This is a genomic window from Actinomadura luzonensis, assembly GCF_022664455.2.
In the GTDB taxonomy this organism is placed as follows: Bacteria; Actinomycetota; Actinomycetes; order Streptosporangiales; family Streptosporangiaceae; genus Nonomuraea; species Nonomuraea luzonensis.
The window spans coordinates 5,475,545-5,490,655 of record NZ_JAKRKC020000001.1 but is presented as its reverse complement, the minus strand read 5'-3'; the positions used below and the strand labels follow the sequence as shown (position 1 = coordinate 5,490,655).

The window sequence follows — 15,111 nt, the reverse complement described above, 5'->3', positions numbered from 1 at the left end:
TTGCCTTGGAGGTCATAGCCTGTGGCTATGAGAGGGTTGCCCGACCTGGAGTCGTTGCGGCTGCTCGTGGACGTCGGCGAGCTGGGCAGCCTCGGACGGGCGGCGAAGGCGGCCGGCATCGCGCAGCCGTCGGCGAGCAAGCGCGTCGCCCAGCTCGAACGCCGCCTCGGCGTCCCCCTCCTGGAACGCACGCCCCGCGGCTCGACGCTGACCACCGAGGGCAAGATGGTCGCCGGTTGGGCGGCGCAGGTGCTGGCGGCGGCCGAGGAGCTGATGCGCGCGGTCGCGGCGGTGCGCCACGCCGGCCGGGCCCACCTGCGGGTGGCGGCCAGCATGACGGTGGCCGAGTACCTGGTGCCGCGGTGGCTGGGCGAGCTGCAGCACCGCGAGCCGGACGTCCAGGTCGGCCTGGACGTGGTCAACTCGGCCGACGTCGCCGCCCGGGTGCTGGGCGGGGACGTCGAGCTGGGGTTCGTGGAGGGGCCGAGCGTGCCCGAGGGGCTGGCCAGCCGCGTCGTCGGCACCGACCGGCTGGTGGTCGTGGTGGCGCCCGGGCATCCCTGGGCGCGCCGGCGCACGGCGCTGCGCGGCGCGGAGCTGGCCGCCACGCCGCTCGTGGTGCGCGAGCCGGGGTCGGGCACCAGGGAGACGCTGGAGCTCGCCTTCAGCGGCCTGCACCGGGCCGGCCCGCGGCTGGAGCTGGGGTCGAACTCGGCGGTCAAGGGCGCGGCGCAGGCGGGGGCGGCGCCCGCGGTGCTGAGCGCGTACGCGGTGGAGGCCGAGGTGGCCGCCGGGCGGCTGGTGGAGGTGCCGCTGGCCGGGCTGGACCTGGGGCGGCGGCTGTGCGCGGTGTGGCGGCGCGGCCGGTCGCTCACCGCCCCGGCCGCCACCCTCCTCTCCGTCGCCACCCAGCGCTGACCCGGCCATTGACGGATGGCGTGCTACGGGACTTAAGGTGCCGGAATGGGCGCGTATGACGTGATCGTGGCGGGGGCGGGGCACAACGGGCTGGTGGCGGCGGCGTACCTGGCGCGGGCCGGGCGCAGCGTGCTGGTGCTGGAACGGCTCGGCCACGCGGGCGGCCTGGCGATCTCGGCCCGCGCCTTCCCCGGCGTGGACGTCCGCCTGTCGCGCTACAGCTACCTGGTCAGCCTCCTGCCCTCCCGGATCGTCCGCGACCTCGGGCTTGAGCTGGAGCTGCGCCGCCGCCGCTACGCCTCGTACACGCCGGTGGGCGGGAGCGGCCTGCTGGTCGACAACGACGACGCCGCCCGCACGGCCGCCTCCTTCGCCGCCGTCACCGGCGGCGCGGCCGACCACAAGGCCTGGGAGGCTTTCTACGCCCTGACCGGGCACGTGGCGCGCACCCTCGCCCCCACCCTCCTCGAACCCCTCCGCCGCCCCGCCGAGATCGAGCGCCTGGTCGGCCCGGAGGCGTGGCGGGACCTGTTCGCCCGGCCCATCGGGCAGACCGTGGACGAGCGGTTCGCCGACGACACCGTCCGCGGCGTCGTCCTCACCGACGCGCTCATCGGCACCTTCGCCGACCCCGCCGCCGACCTGCTGGCCAACCGGTGCTTCCTCTACCACGTGATCGGCGACGGCACCGGCGAGTGGAACGTCCCGGTGGGCGGCATGGGCGCGGTGTCCGGCGCGCTGGAGGCGGCGGCCCGCCGGGCGGGCGCGGAGATCAGGACGGGCGCGGAGATCGTCGCCATCGACCCGTCCGGCGAGGTCACCTTCCGCGAGAGCGAGGGCGGCGCCGAGCACACCGTCACCGGCCGGCACGTCCTGGCCAACCTGCCGCCCGCGGTGCTCGACCGGCTGCTCGGCCGCCCCCCGGCCGTCCCCGAGGGCGCGCAGCTCAAGGTCAACATGGTGCTGAGCAGGCTGCCCAGGCTCAAGGACGCCGCCGCCGACCCGCGCGCCGCCTTCAGCGGCACCTTCCACGTCAACGAGTCCCGCGACCAGCTCGCCCGCGCCCACGCCCAGGCCGCGGCCGGCCGGATCCCGGAGCTGCCGCCGGCCGAGGTCTACTGCCACTCGCTCACCGACCCGTCGATCCTCGGGCCGGAGCTGCGCGGCCGGGCCGAGACGATGACGCTGTTCGGCCTGCACATGCCCGCCCGCCTGTTCCGCGCCGACCCGGAGGGCGCGCGCCGCGCGGCCCTGCGCGCCACCTTCGCCGGCCTGGACGCCGTCCTCGCCGAGCCCATCGAGGACTGCCTGCTCCGCGCCCCCGACGGCACCCCGTGCGTCGAGGCGAAGAGCCCGGTGGACCTGGAGCGGGAGGCCGGGCTGCCCGGCGGCCACATCTTCCACACGGACTTGAGCTGGCCCTACGACGAGGACGGCCGGGGCGGCTGGGGCGTGGAGACCGAGCACGAGCGCGTCCTGCTGTGCGGCGCGGGCGCCCGCCGGGGCGGCGGCGTCAGCGGCATCGGCGGCCACAACGCCGCGATGGCCCTGCTGGGGCGGTGAGGCCGGGCGGGGGCGCCGGCTCGGTGCCCCGCCGGTGGTCAGTCGTCCGCGATCAGCTTGCCGGCGACCTGCAGGGCCACCGCCGTGCGCTGCGCCTCCGGCAGGTCCAGCTCGAACAGGAACGGCACGCTGCCCAGGATCACCGCGAACACCGCGAGCCGGGCCTCGAACTGCCGCACCGGGTCGTCCCCCGGCGCCGACAACACCGAGAGCATGCCGAGCAGGCCCCGCTGCATGCGGTCGCCGGCCGGCAGGTCGCGCATCACGCCCTGGTTGACCTGCGCGAACCGGAACAGGGGACGCCACTGGTCCTCCAGCATGCCCGAGATCCTGCGCAGGATCTCCTTCCTGGCCTCGGTGGTCGGCGGCTGCTCCCTGGCCCACGCGACCAGCTCGTCCATGGACTCGGCCAGCCGGTCCACGACGCTGGAGAGGATCGCCTCCTTCGTCCTGAAGTGGTAGTAGAGCGCCGGCCTGGTGATCTCCAGCCGCTCGGCGACCTCCTGCAACGTGGTCTTGTCGTATCCGCGCTCGGCGAACAGCTCCAGCGCGACCTGCTGGATCCGCTCTCGTGTGTCCGTCCGCCGCCCTGCCATTCCGCTCCCATCCTTGACGGCCGGTCCCGGCATTGCTTACTTTCGTGTAAGTAAGCAATGCCGTCCGGCTTGTAGGGAGCAGACTATGGCTCAGCCCTTCCCCGTCCCGCGCAGGTGCCCGTTCGAGCCGCCCCCCGAGTACGCGGCCATGCGCGAGCAGGCCCCGCTCGTGCGGGCCGCGCTCCCCGGCGGCGAGGCGTGGCTGGTCACCCGGCACGCCGAGGCGCAGCAGGTGCTGTCCGGCGCCGGCATCAGCACCAGCCCCGCCACCCCCGGCCACCCCAGCCGGGCGATGCGGCCGGAGCCGCCCACGCCGGAGGAGATCGCGGTCCTCGCCGAGTTCTCCGTCGGCCACTTCATCGACCTCGACCCGCCCGAGCACACCCGCTTCCGCAAGCTGCTCATCCCCGAGTTCACCGTCCGCCGGGTCAGGGAGCTGCGCCCCGGCATCCAGGACATCGCCGACCGGCTCATCGACGACATGCTGGCCAAGGGCGACGAGGCCGAGCTGGTGGCCGACTTCGGGCTGCCGCTGCCGTCCCTGGTCATCTGCCGGCTGCTCGGCGTCCCGTACGAGGACCACGAGTTCTTCCAGTCGCGCACCCGCAGGATGCTCTCCGTCTCCGCGGACGACGGGGCGCGCTTCACCGCGATGGCCGAGATCAGGAGCTACCTCGACGCGCTCGTCACCGCCGCCGAGAAGGGCCCCGAGGACGACCTGCTCGGCCGGGTCATCGGCAGCGGCCGGCTCACCCACGCCGAGATCGTCGGCGTGATCTTCCTGCTGCTCGTCGCCGGCCACGAGACCACCGCCAACATGCTCCCGCTCTCCGTGCTCACCCTCCTGCGCCACCCCGCCCAGCTCGACGCCCTGCGCGCCGACCCGTCCGGCTGGCCGATGGCCGTGGAGGAGCTGCTGCGCTACCACTCGATCGTCGACTGGGCGGCCTTCGACCGGGTGGCCGCCGAGGACCTGGAGATCGGCGGGCAGCTCGTCCGGCGCGGCGAGGGAATTCTCGTGCTCGGCGCCTCCGCCAACCGCGACGAGCGGGCCTTCGAGCGGCCCGACGAGTTCGACGTGCGGCGCGGCGCGCGCAACCACGTGGCCTTCGGCTACGGCGTCCACCAGTGCCTCGGCCAGAACCTGGCCCGCGCCGAGCTGGAGATCGCGCTGCGCGTGCTGTTCGAGCGGCTGCCCGGCCTGCGGGTCACGGCGCCCGACGAGGAGCTGCCGGCCAAGTACGACGGCCCCATCTTCGGGCTCACCGCGCTGCCCGTCGCGTGGTGATCCTCAGGAAACGCGGACGGCCCCGTTCATAGGGTTCTCATGATGGTCCCCTAGCGTTGAAGGCATGAGTGAGGCCGCACGGTTGCTGGTGGTGGACGACGAGCCCGCGCTGCGGGAGGCGCTGCAGTCGAGCCTGGAGTTCGAGGGCTACAAGGTCGTCACGGCCAACGACGGGCAGGCGGCCCTCGACGAGCTGGCCCGCGAGCCCTACGACGCGGTGCTGCTCGACGTCATGATGCCGCGCCTCGACGGGCTCACCGCCTGCCGCCGGCTGCGCTCCTCGGGCAACCACATCCCGGTCCTCATGCTCACCGCCCGCGACGCGGTGGGCGACCGGGTCTCGGGGCTCGACGCCGGGGCCGACGACTACCTGGTCAAGCCGTTCGAGCTGGACGAGCTGCTGGCCCGGGTGCGCGCCCTGCTGCGCCGCGGCGCGCTCAGCACCGGCGGCCGCGAGGGCGACACGCTGACGTACGCGGACCTGCGCATGGACCCGGCCACCCGCGAGGTCACCCGCGGCGCGCGCCGGCTCGACCTGACCAGGACCGAGTACCTGCTGATGGAGCTGTTCCTGTCGCACCCGCGCCAGGTCCTCACCCGCGACCAGATCCTCAGCGAGGTGTGGGGCTTCGACTTCGAGCCGACCTCCAACTCCCTCGACGTGTACGTGATGTACCTGCGGCGCAAGACGGAGGCCGGGGGCGAGCCCCGCGTCATCCACACCGTCCGCGGGGTGGGGTACGTGCTCCGGGCCGCCGCGTGAGCAAGGGCAGCCTGCGCACGCGGCTGATCGTGCTGGTCACCGCGGCCGTGTCGTTCGCCGTCGTGCTGTGCGCGGTCCTGTCCTGGTTCATCATCAGGATGCTGGTCGTCGCCCAGGTGGACATGAGCATCCAGGACACCAAGGGCGACAAGAAGTACCTCCTGGAGGAGTGCCGGCCCGAGGGCACGCGGGGGCCGTTCTTCGAGGGCATGGCGACCGTGCTCTACCCCGACGGCAGCACCTGCTCGCTCGGCCCGGCGATCGTGCCCGCGCCGGAGGACGCCCGGGCCCTGGAGCCCCTGTCGGAGCCGGTCTTCCGCGACGGCGTGACGCGCGACGGCAAGCAGGTCCGCGTCGTCACCGTCAACCTGGAGCCGGGCAAGGCCGTGCTGGAGGCCCGGCCCCTGTGGCACATCCAGCGCACCCTGCGCTACGCCGCCGCCGGGCTCGGCGGCATCGCGGCGCTCGGCGCGCTCGGCGCGGCCATGGCGGGGTTCGCGGTCGCCCGCACCGCCCTGCGTCCCGTGGGCGAGCTGACCCGGGCGGTCGAGCACATCGCGCAGACCGAGGATCTCGACACCCGCATCCCGGTGCGCGGCACCGACGAGATCGCCCGCCTGTCGTCCTCCTTCAACGCGATGACGGCCGCCCTGGCCGGCTCCCGCGAGCGCCAGAAACAGCTCGTGGCCGACGCCGGGCACGAGCTGCGCACCCCGCTGACCACCCTGCGCACCAACATCGACCTGCTGCTGCGCAGCGAGCAGACCGGCCGCAGCCTCGACCCCGACGCCAAGCGGCGGCTGCTGGTCAACGTCAAGGCGCAGTTCGCCGAGCTGTCCACGCTGGTGGCCGACCTGCTCCAGCTCGCCCGCGGCGACACCGACCACGAGCCGCACGTCGAGCTGCCCTTCCACGAGGTGGTGACGGCCGCCGTGGAGCGGGCGCGGCTGCGCGGCGCGGAGGTCGTCACCGACCTGCGCCCCTGGTACGTCGTCGGCAACGCGGCCTCACTGGAGCGGGCCGTGCTCAACCTCATCGACAACGCCGCCAAGTTCAGCCCCGACAGCGGCGTCGAGGTGTCGCTCCGCGACGGCCGGCTGACCGTCCGCGACCACGGCCCCGGGCTGCCGGAGGACGAGCTGCCGCACGTCTTCGAGCGGTTCTGGCGCTCCCCGTCCGCCCGCGGCCTGCCCGGCAGCGGCCTCGGCCTGGCCATCGTCGCCCAGTCGGTGGCGGAGGCGGGCGGTCAGGTGAGCCTGGCGAACGCGCCGGGTGGCGGAGCGATCGCAACTCTGGATCTACCGGGAACTCTCATCCGTCACTCAGAATCGGATAAGTCAGGTTAAAGACCCGAATCGTGAGCTGGGTGCATGGACACAACAGCACTGAGGACGCGCCTGGTCGAGGTCGTCGTCCCCGTGTACAACGAGCAGCGGGCGCTCCGCGCGAGCGTGACCCGCCTGCACGGGTACCTCACCAGGAACTTCCCCTACGGATTCCGGATCACGATCGCCGACAACGCCAGCACCGACAACACCTGGCAGATCGCCACCGAGCTGGAGCGGGAGCTGGCCCACGTCCGGGCCGTGCACCTCGACGAGAAGGGCCGCGGCCGGGCGCTGCGCCGGGTCTGGTCGCAGAGCGAGGCCGACGTCGTCAGCTACATGGACGTGGACCTCTCGACCGACCTCGACGCGTTCCTGCCGCTGGTCGCGCCCCTGCTGTCCGGCCACAGCGACCTCGCCATCGGCACCCGGCTCGCGCGGGCCTCGCGGGTCGAGCGGGGGCCCAAGCGGGAGTTCATCTCCCGCTCCTACAACCTGCTGCTGCGCTCGCTCATGGGCGCGGGGTTCTCCGACGCCCAGTGCGGCTTCAAGGCCGTGCGCACCGAGATCGCCCAGGCGCTCCTGCCCGGCGTCGAGGACGAGGAGTGGTTCTTCGACACCGAGCTGCTGCTGCTGGCCGAGCGGCACGGGCTGCGCATCCACGAGGTGCCCGTCGACTGGGTGGACGACCCCGACAGCCGGGTGGACATCCTGCGGACCGCCCTCGACGACCTGCGCGGCCTGGCCAGGGTGGCGCGCAAGACGCTGTCCGGGGCGGCCGGCATCCCCATGCCGGCCCGGGTGCGGCGGGCCGAGCTGCCGCGCGGCATGGCCCGGCAGCTTCCCCGCTTCGCGATCGTCGGGGTGATCAGCACGCTGGCCTACCTGGCGCTGTACTCGCTGCTGCGCCTGGCCGTCCCGCCGCTGGCCGCCAACGCGATCGCGCTGCTGGTCACCGCCGTGGCCAACACCGCCGCCAACCGGCGCTTCACCTTCGGCGTCACCGGCACGGCCGGGGCCGTGCGGCACCAGTTCGAGGGGCTGATCGCCTTCCTCGTCGGGCTGGCGCTCACCTCCGGCAGCCTCGCGCTGCTGCCCGGCGGGGTCGCGCACGGCGTCGAGCTGGCCGCGGTCATCGCCGCCAACGCCGCCGCCACGCTCGTCCGCTTCCTGCTCCTGCGCGTGTGGGTGTTCAACCCCAGGCGGAGGAACGCGCGATGAACGACACGATGAACGACACCGCACCGCGGCCCGCGCACGGGGCCGCGCCGGGCCGTGCCCTGCCCGCCCGCCTGTTCCTCGGCCCGGAGACCGGCCCGCGCTGGGCGCGTCCCGCCCTGTGGGCGGTGCTGGCCGCCGCCGCCGTCCTGTACGCCTGGGCGCTCAGCGGCAACGCCAACGAGTACTACGCGGCCGCCGTCCTGTCGGGCACCAAGAGCTGGAAGGCGTTCTTCTTCGGCGCGATCGACGCGGGCTCCTTCATCACGGTGGACAAGCCGCCGCTGGCGCTGTGGGTCATGGGGCTGTCGGCGCGGATCTTCGGCTACGGCACCTACAGCATGCTGCTGCCGCAGGCGCTGGCCGGGGTGGCGGCGGTCGCGCTCGTGCACTCCGCGGTGCGCCGGGCCTTCCCCGCCGGCCGGACCGGCCACGTCGCGGCCCTGGTGGCGGCGGTCGTCATGACGCTGACGCCGATCACCGTGGCGATCAACCGGGACAACAACCCCGACACCGTGCTCGTGCTGCTGCTGGTGCTGGCGGCCTGGTTCTGCCTGGAGTCGCTGCGCACCGGGCGGCCGCGCTCCCTGCTGCTCGCCGCGCTCTTCGTGGGGCTGGCCTTCAACGCCAAGATGTTGCAGGCGTACCTGGTGGTGCCCGCGTTCGGGGTGGCGTACCTGGCCTGCGCCCGCGCGTCGTGGGGGCGGCGGATCGGGCACCTGCTGGCGGCCGGGCTGGTGCTGCTGGTCTCCAGCGCCTGGTGGATGGCGGTCGTCGACCTGTGGCCGAAGGACTCGCGGCCCTACATCGGCGGCTCCACCGACAACACGGTCTGGGACCTCGTCATCGGCTACAACGGGCTGGGCCGGATCTTCGGCCAGAACCGCGGGGGCGGCTTCGGCGGGGGCGGCGGCGCGAGCTTCGGCGGCGAGGCCGGGGCCGGGCGGCTGTTCAACGACGTGATGGCCGGGCAGATCTCCTGGCTGCTGCCGTTCTGCGCGGTGACGCTGGCCGTCGCGGTGCTCCTGCGGGTGCGCCGGCTGCCGGTCGCCGCGGCGCCCTCGGGCGCGGCCTGGCTGGTGTGGGGCGGCTGGCTGGCCGTGCACTTCGCGGTGTTCAGCTTCTCCAGCGGCACCTTCCACCCGTACTACACGACCGCGATGGCGCCCGCGGTGGCCGCGCTGAGCGGCATGGGCGCGGTCGTGATGTGGCAGGCGTACCGGGGTTCGCGGGCGTGGGCCTGGCTGCTGCCGATCGCGGTGGCCGCGACCGGGGCGTGGGCGTTCGCCGTGCTGCGCCGCACGCCGGACTGGACGCCGTGGCTGGCCTGGGTCGTGCTCGGGGCGACCCTGGCGGCGGTGGCGGTGCTGGTCCTGGCGCGGGTGCGGGCGCAGGTGACGGCGCGGGTGGCGGCGTTCGCGCTGGCGGCGACGGTGGTCGCGACGCTGGCCGGGCCCGCCGCGTACGCGGTGACGCCGCTGGCGTCCCAGGGGAACGGCACGAACCCGACGGCCGGGCCGTCGTCGGGCGGGATGGGCTTCGGCCGGCCGGGCGGCCTGCCGGGCGGCCGCCCGCCGGGCCCGCAGCAGACCGGCCAGACCGGCCAGGACGGCCGCGACGGTGGCTGGGTGCGCGGGCAGGGCGGCGGCGGGCGCGCGTTCACGCGCGGCGGCCCCGGCGGCGTCAGCGACACCATGGCCAAGTACCTGATCTCCAACCAGGGCCGGGCCACCTGGCTGGTCGCCGTCAACAGCGCCCAGCAGGCCGGCGGCCTGATCCTGGCCACCGGCAAGCCCGTGATCGCCATGGGCGGCTTCACCGGCAGCGACCCGGCCATGACCGTGGACCGGCTGGGGCAGCTCGTCTCCTCGGACCGGCTGCGCTACGTCCTGACCGGCGACGGCGGCGGCCCCGGCCGGGGCAACAGCGAGGTGACGACCTGGGTCCAGGAGAACTGCACGGCGGTGGACGGCCAGGACGGCCTCTACGACTGCGCCGGCAACGGCTGACCCGCCGCCCGTCGCGGCCGTTTCGGTCTTGACAACGATGTCAGTCCGATTCTTCATGGTGCTATGGCCGCCCCCCTGCTCGCCGCCCGCGGGATCGTGAAGAGCTACGGCCAGGTCGAGGCGCTGCGCGGCGCGGACTTCACGCTGCGGCCGGGCGAGGTGGTGGCGCTGATCGGCGACAACGGCGCCGGCAAGTCCACCCTCGCCCGGATCCTGTCCGGCGTCGAACGCCCGGACGCGGGCGTGATCGAGCTCGACGGCGCGCCGGCGAGCTTCGGCTCGGCGGAGGAGGCCAGGGCGGCCGGCGTCGAGACCGTCTACCAGGACCTCGCGCTCTGCGCCGACCTCACCCCGGCCGCCAACTTCTTCCTCGGCCGCGAGCGCCTGAGGCCCGGCCTGCTGGGCCTGCTCGGCGTGCTGGACAACGCCGCCATGCGGCGCGAGACCCGGCAGGCGTGCGAACGGCTCGGCGTGCGGCTGGCCTCCCAGAGCGAGCCCGTCTCCACGCTGTCCGGCGGGCAGCGGCAGGGCGTGGCGGTGGCGCGCGCGGTCACCTGGGCGCGGCGCGCGGTGTTCATGGACGAGCCGACCGCCGCGCTCGGCGTCGTCCAGACCCGGCGGGTGCTCGACCTCATCAGGAGCGTGCGCGACTCGGGCGTGTCGGTCGTGCTCATCAGCCACAACATGCAGGACGTCAGGGCGGTCTCGGACCGGGTGGAGGTACTGCGGCTCGGCCGCCGGGTGGCCTGCTTCGACACCGCCCGCGTCACGATGGAGGAGCTGGTCGGCGCGATGACCGGCGCGCTCGGGCAGGAGGGGCAGGCGTGAGGGCCCCCCGGGTGGCCGGCCTCCAGGTCGTGTGGATCGGGCTGGTGCTGGTCGTGCTGCTGGCCGCCTTCTCGGTGCTCGCGCCGCGCACGTTCCCGACCGCGTTCAACCTGCTCAACCTGGTCGGCGACGCCGCCATCCTGCTGCTGCTGGCCACCGGCATGACGTACGTGATCATCACGGCTGGCATCGACCTGTCGGTCGGCGGGGTGCTGGTGTTCGCGGCGGTGGTGGCGGCCCAGGTCATGGAGGCGGCGGGGTCGTCCGCGCTCGGCCTGCTCGCGGCGGTCGCGACCGGGCTCGGCTGGGGGCTGCTGAATGGCGGGCTCGTCGCGTACGGCCGCATCCCGGCGCTGATCGTGACGCTGGGCACGCTCGGCATGTCGCTCGGCGGCGCGCTGCTGCTGACCGGCGGCGTGGACCTGCGCGCCCCGGCGGCGCTGAACCTGGGGCTCGGGCTGGCGCGGTGGCTGGGCGTGCCGGTGATCGCGTGGATCTGCGCCGCGGTGACCGCCGTGCTGGGGCTGGCGCTGGCCGTCACCCGTTTCGGCCGGCACACGTACGCGATCGGCTCCAACGCCGAGGCCGCCCGGCGCGGCGGCGTGGCGGTGCGCCGGCACCTGGTCCTGGTCTACGGCCTGGCGGGGCTGCTGGCGGGCCTGGCCGGGCACCTGTCGCTGGCCAAGTACGGCATCACCGGCGTCTCCGCGCACTCCACCGACAACCTCCAGGCCATCGCGGCCGTGGTGATCGGCGGCACGTCGCTGTTCGGCGGGGTGGGGACGGTGGGCGGGACGGTCATCGGCGTGTTCATCCCGGTCGTGCTGCAGAACGGCTTCCAGATCCTCGGCGTGCGGCCGTTCTGGCAGCAGGTGGTGGTCGGCGCGGTGCTGATCGCCGCCGTGTACGCCGACCAGTGGAGGCGCAGGACCCGCGACCGATAGGAGGCACATCATGCGCAAGGCCGCAGCCGCTCTCGGAACGCTGATGCTGATCGCCGCGTGCGGCGGGCAGGGCGGTGGGCAGGGGGATGGGCAGGGGGATGGGGCCGCCGGCGGGGGCCAGGTCCGGGTGACGCTCGTGCAGGGGCTCGCGGGCGAGGAGTTCTACGAGACCATGGCCTGCGGGGCGAAGGCCAAGGCCAAGGAGCTGGGCGTGACGCTCGACGTGCAGGGGCCGCAGAAGTTCGACCCGACGCTCCAGACGCCGATCGTCAACTCGGTGACCGCGAGTCATCCGGACGCCATGCTGGTCGCGCCGACCGACGTCAAGGCGATGATCGCGCCGCTCACGCAGGCCAAGCAGCAGGGCATCAAGATCATCCTGGTGGACACGGTGGTGGACGACCCGGGCATCGGGCTGTCCAGGATCAGCACCGACAACGTCAAGGGCGGGGCCGCGGCGGCCAGGGCCCTCGCCGAGCAGATCGGCGGCAAGGGCAAGGTGCTGGTCATCTCCACCGACCCGGGCGTGAGCACGGTGGACGCCCGCATCGAGGGCTTCGGGCGGGAGATGAAGGCGAGCCACCCGGACGTCGTCGATCTCGGCGTGCAGTACTCGCACAACGACGTCGGCGAGGCGTCCAAGATCATGAACGCGGCGCTGGCGAAGGACCCGGACCTCGCGGGCGTGTTCGCCACGAACCTCAACTCGGCCACCGGCGCGGGCTCCGCGCTCCAGCAAGCCGGCAAGCTCGGCCGGGTCAAGATGGTGGGCTTCGACGCCGGGCCCGCGCAGGTCAAGCAGCTCAAGGACGGCGTGGTGCAGGCGCTCGTCGCGCAGCTGCCGGGCGAGATCGGGGCGAAGGGCGTGGAGCAGGCGGTCGCCGCGGTCAAGGGGCGGCAGGTGACGCCGTCGATCCCGACCGACGCCACGATCGTCACCGCGCGGAACGTGGACCAGCCCGACGTGCGGAAGGTCCTCTACCGGGCCGGCTGCTGACCCCGCGGCGGGGGGATCAGGCGGGGGTTCAGGCGGGCAGGGCGGCGAGGAGGAAGGCGAGGCGCGCGGCGGCGGACTCGACGTCCTCCGTCGTGCCCAGGCGGTAGCCCCAGGAGGTGACGAAGGCGCCCTCGTCGGAGCAGGTGACCGTCTCGGCGAGGGTGGCCGAGAACCGGTTGCGGACCGACACGTAGGCCGGGTCGCTGGCCAGGGCCAGGCTCTGGACCGACAGGTCGGCGTGGCGACCCGCGTGCCAGGCGAACCGCTCGAGGCAGAGCGCGGTATCAAGCATCATGCGTCACCTCCGCAACGTCTCGCGCCAGAATTGCACGATCTTGTGGTGAGAGGCAAGCAATTGCTGCGTTTAATGTGGAGTTTGTTTCCGGTACGTGTGCAGAATGCGGATCATCACCTCCCGCCCGTCGTCGTCGAACGCGGCCACCTTCGCGAAGTCGTCGAAAGCCTGCACGTAGAAGGCGATGTCGTCGGGGTCGCGCAGCACCAGGTCCTTGGTCATGGTGGCCACGCCGACCATGGCGTCGTTGTAGATCCAGAAGCCGTTGATCGGCGCGGCCGGCAGCTCGGCGCCGGACGGGATCACGCCGAACTCGACGTTCGGCAGCGTGCTGACCGCGAGCAGGCGGTCGATCTGGCCGCGCATGACGTCGGCCGGGGCCAGCATGGTGCGCAGCGCGGCCTCCGGCACCACGAAGCGGAACGTGCGGCTCCGGTCGTAGAGGATCTCCTGGCGCTGCATGCGCACCCGGACCGCCGCGTCGATCTGGTCGGCGGCGCTGTAGAGGCGCTTGACCTTGCGGAAGACGTGCCGGGCGTACTCGGCGGTCTGCAGCAGGCCCATGACGATGCCCGGCTCGAAGGCGCGGAACAGCTTGGTGCGGGCCTCCAGGTCGCGCATGTCCTCCTGGATGGCGGCCAGGCCGCTGCGGTAGCGCTGCTTCCAGCTGTCGTGCCGCTCGGCCAGCGCGAGGGCCTGGCTGATCAGGTCGTCCGTCGTGTCGGGCGCGGCGCCCACCGCCTGCGCCCACACGACCACGTCATCCTCCGTGGGGGTCTGCCGGGCGTTCTCCAGGCGCGAGACCTTGGACGGCTGCCAGTGCAGCCGCTCGGCCAGGTCCTTGCCCGACAGGTGTGCGGCCTCCCGGAGCTGGCGGAGCTGCCCACCGAGGTCGATGCGCGCCTGCTGAAACGAGGTCACGCCGCAAGAGGCTAGCTCCGGTTGCGCCGATCAAGCCAGGGCCGGCCGCAATTGTGATCAACCGGTTGCCGTCGGTGTCGTCCCGCTGGTCGGGAAAGCGGTTGCTGAGCCGTCGGGGAGCACCCGGCGGGCGATCTCGGTGATGAGCTCGCGGGGGACCTCGACCGCGGCCTCCCCGTCGAGCACGTCGCGGAGGTCCGCGAGCGCCTCGGCGTCGGTGACCGCGAGGCCCTGGACCACGATGGTGCCGCGGTCGGTCTCGTACAGGGTGGGACAGGCGCCGGCTTCCGACGTGGAGCCGAGGAATTTCATGCGCATGACGATCCTTCCCCGAAACAGAAGTGCAATTGCGCGCAATTGTACGACCCGGGGCCTGATAAGTGATCGTTTTTCCGGAAATCCCGATTTCGAGCAGTATGGCTCAGTCGAGGGCGCCTCCCATGAACGCGCGGGCCCGCTCGAACAGGCCCAGGGTCGTCGCGTGCAGCAGGTCGCCGATGTCCTTCGGCGCCTTGCCGGCGTACGCCCTGGCGTGCGTGCCCTCCAGCACGATGCCGAGCTTGAAGCAGGCCATCACCGCGTACCAGTCGATCGCCGACAGGTCGCGCTCCGACAGCGCCGCGTAGTAGGACACCAGCTCCTGCGGCGCGGGCAGGCCGGGCACGTGCCCGTTGTTCGACGGCCAGGTCGCCAGGAGCCAGCCCAGGTCGAGCAGCGGGTCGCCGATCGTGCACATCTCCCAGTCCACGATCGCCGCCACGCGCGGGCCGTCGCAGGCGAACATGAGGTTGGCGAAGTGGTAGTCGCCGTGCATGATCCCCGGCGTGAACGAGCGGGGCAGCCGGCGGCTCAGCCACTCGGCCGTCTCCTGGAGGCCCGGGATGTCGGGGCCGGGGTAGCCGTCGAGGTCGGCGTAGGAGTCGAGCTCCTTCAGCCAGCGCGGCACCTGCCGCTCCAGGAACCCCTCCGGCCGGCCGAACCCCGGCAGCACGCCCGGGTCGACCCGGCCCAGCTCGGCCAGCGCCGCGGCGGCCTCCAGCCCCATCCGGTGCCGGATCGCCGGGTCGGAGGCGTGCGGCTCGGGCAGCCCCGTGGACGGGTTGAACCCGTCCACCGGCTCCATGAGGTAGAAGACCGGCTCGTGCTCGGTCTGCGCGGCCACCAGCACCGGCGCGGGCACCGGCGTGCCGCGGAGCGCCGCCAGCAGCCGCGCCTCGCGGCGCAGCACCTCGTTGCTCTTGCTGCGGGCGTGCTGGGGCGGGCGGCGCAGCACGTACGACCGGCCGCCGCGCTCCAGGCGGACCATGACGTTCTGGGTGCCGCCGAGGACCGGGGCCACGCCGGTGATCGGGCCGCCGGGCAGCCCCTGGGCGTCCATCCACGTGCCGAGCGCGCCGAGGTCGACGGCGCCGACGTCGATGTGCGTGGAGGTCATGGTCACCTCTT

15 protein-coding genes are annotated in these 15,111 nt (G+C 73.5%); 10 read left to right on the top strand and 5 right to left on the bottom strand.

Features of this window, described 5'->3' with window-relative positions; all coding sequences use genetic code 11:
- Positions 1-27: 27 nt before the first annotated feature.
- The gene (locus MF672_RS26090) at positions 28-918 is read left to right on the top strand and encodes a LysR substrate-binding domain-containing protein (protein WP_242380354.1); all 891 of its coding nucleotides are present in this window, start codon (positions 28-30) and stop codon (positions 916-918) included.
- A 45-nt stretch (positions 919-963) separates the two neighbouring features.
- On the top strand, positions 964-2,481 hold the full coding sequence (locus tag MF672_RS26085) for a phytoene desaturase family protein (RefSeq protein WP_242380356.1): 1,518 nt from the start codon (positions 964-966) through the stop codon (positions 2,479-2,481).
- Positions 2,482-2,519: 38 nt separating this feature from the next.
- Here MF672_RS26085 and MF672_RS26080 read toward each other — a convergent pair whose 3' ends face one another.
- A complete protein-coding gene (locus MF672_RS26080; protein ID WP_242380358.1) occupies positions 2,520-3,077 on the bottom strand; it encodes a TetR/AcrR family transcriptional regulator in 558 nt (185 codons plus the stop codon).
- An 85-nt stretch (positions 3,078-3,162) separates the two neighbouring features.
- Between MF672_RS26080 and MF672_RS26075 the strand changes: the two genes are divergently transcribed.
- The 8 genes from MF672_RS26075 (at position 3,163) to MF672_RS26040 (ending at position 12,449) form a co-directional block, all read left to right on the top strand.
- Positions 3,163-4,365, top strand: a complete 1,203-nt coding sequence (locus MF672_RS26075) for a cytochrome P450 (protein ID WP_242380360.1) — start codon at positions 3,163-3,165, stop codon at positions 4,363-4,365.
- A 64-nt stretch (positions 4,366-4,429) separates the two neighbouring features.
- Positions 4,430-5,128 (top strand): response regulator transcription factor, encoded by a 699-nt coding sequence (locus tag MF672_RS26070; RefSeq protein WP_242380362.1) that lies wholly within the window; start codon positions 4,430-4,432, stop codon positions 5,126-5,128.
- The gene (locus tag MF672_RS26065) at positions 5,125-6,474 is read left to right on the top strand and encodes a HAMP domain-containing sensor histidine kinase (RefSeq protein ID WP_242380364.1); all 1,350 of its coding nucleotides are present in this window, start codon (positions 5,125-5,127) and stop codon (positions 6,472-6,474) included. Before MF672_RS26070 ends, MF672_RS26065 begins: the two co-directional genes overlap by 4 nt.
- 24 nt (positions 6,475-6,498) lie before the next feature.
- Positions 6,499-7,674 (top strand): bifunctional glycosyltransferase family 2/GtrA family protein, encoded by a 1,176-nt coding sequence (locus MF672_RS26060; protein ID WP_242380366.1) that lies wholly within the window; start codon positions 6,499-6,501, stop codon positions 7,672-7,674.
- Positions 7,671-9,680, top strand: coding sequence for a mannosyltransferase YkcB-related protein (locus MF672_RS26055; protein WP_242380368.1), 2,010 nt, complete (start codon positions 7,671-7,673; stop codon positions 9,678-9,680). Before MF672_RS26060 ends, MF672_RS26055 begins: the two co-directional genes overlap by 4 nt.
- A gap of 63 nt (positions 9,681-9,743) precedes the next feature.
- Positions 9,744-10,508, top strand: a complete 765-nt coding sequence (locus MF672_RS26050; RefSeq protein WP_242380370.1) for an ATP-binding cassette domain-containing protein — start codon at positions 9,744-9,746, stop codon at positions 10,506-10,508.
- Entirely contained in the window at positions 10,505-11,452 is a 948-nt protein-coding gene (locus MF672_RS26045; protein ID WP_242380372.1) for an ABC transporter permease, read from the top strand. Before MF672_RS26050 ends, MF672_RS26045 begins: the two co-directional genes overlap by 4 nt.
- Positions 11,453-11,462: 10 nt before the next feature.
- Positions 11,463-12,449 carry an ABC transporter substrate-binding protein gene (locus MF672_RS26040; protein WP_242380374.1) on the top strand — a complete coding sequence of 329 codons (987 nt, stop codon included), beginning with the start codon at positions 11,463-11,465 and terminating at the stop codon, positions 12,447-12,449.
- 28 nt (positions 12,450-12,477) lie between these two features.
- On the opposite strand, the gene MF672_RS26035 is transcribed toward MF672_RS26040, so the two are convergent.
- From MF672_RS26035 to MF672_RS26020, 4 genes are all read right to left on the bottom strand, one after another.
- Positions 12,478-12,744, bottom strand: a complete 267-nt coding sequence (locus MF672_RS26035; RefSeq protein ID WP_242380376.1) for a hypothetical protein — start codon at positions 12,742-12,744, stop codon at positions 12,478-12,480.
- Between the two features lie 69 nt (positions 12,745-12,813).
- Complete coding sequence (locus MF672_RS26030) at positions 12,814-13,665, bottom strand: helix-turn-helix domain-containing protein (RefSeq protein WP_242380377.1); 852 nt, start codon at positions 13,663-13,665, stop codon at positions 12,814-12,816.
- A 57-nt stretch (positions 13,666-13,722) separates the two neighbouring features.
- A complete protein-coding gene (locus MF672_RS26025) occupies positions 13,723-13,983 on the bottom strand; it encodes a hypothetical protein (protein WP_242380379.1) in 261 nt (86 codons plus the stop codon).
- Positions 13,984-14,086: 103 nt separating this feature from the next.
- A complete protein-coding gene (locus MF672_RS26020) occupies positions 14,087-15,100 on the bottom strand; it encodes a phosphotransferase family protein (RefSeq protein ID WP_242380381.1) in 1,014 nt (337 codons plus the stop codon).
- Positions 15,101-15,111: the final 11 nt, after the last annotated feature.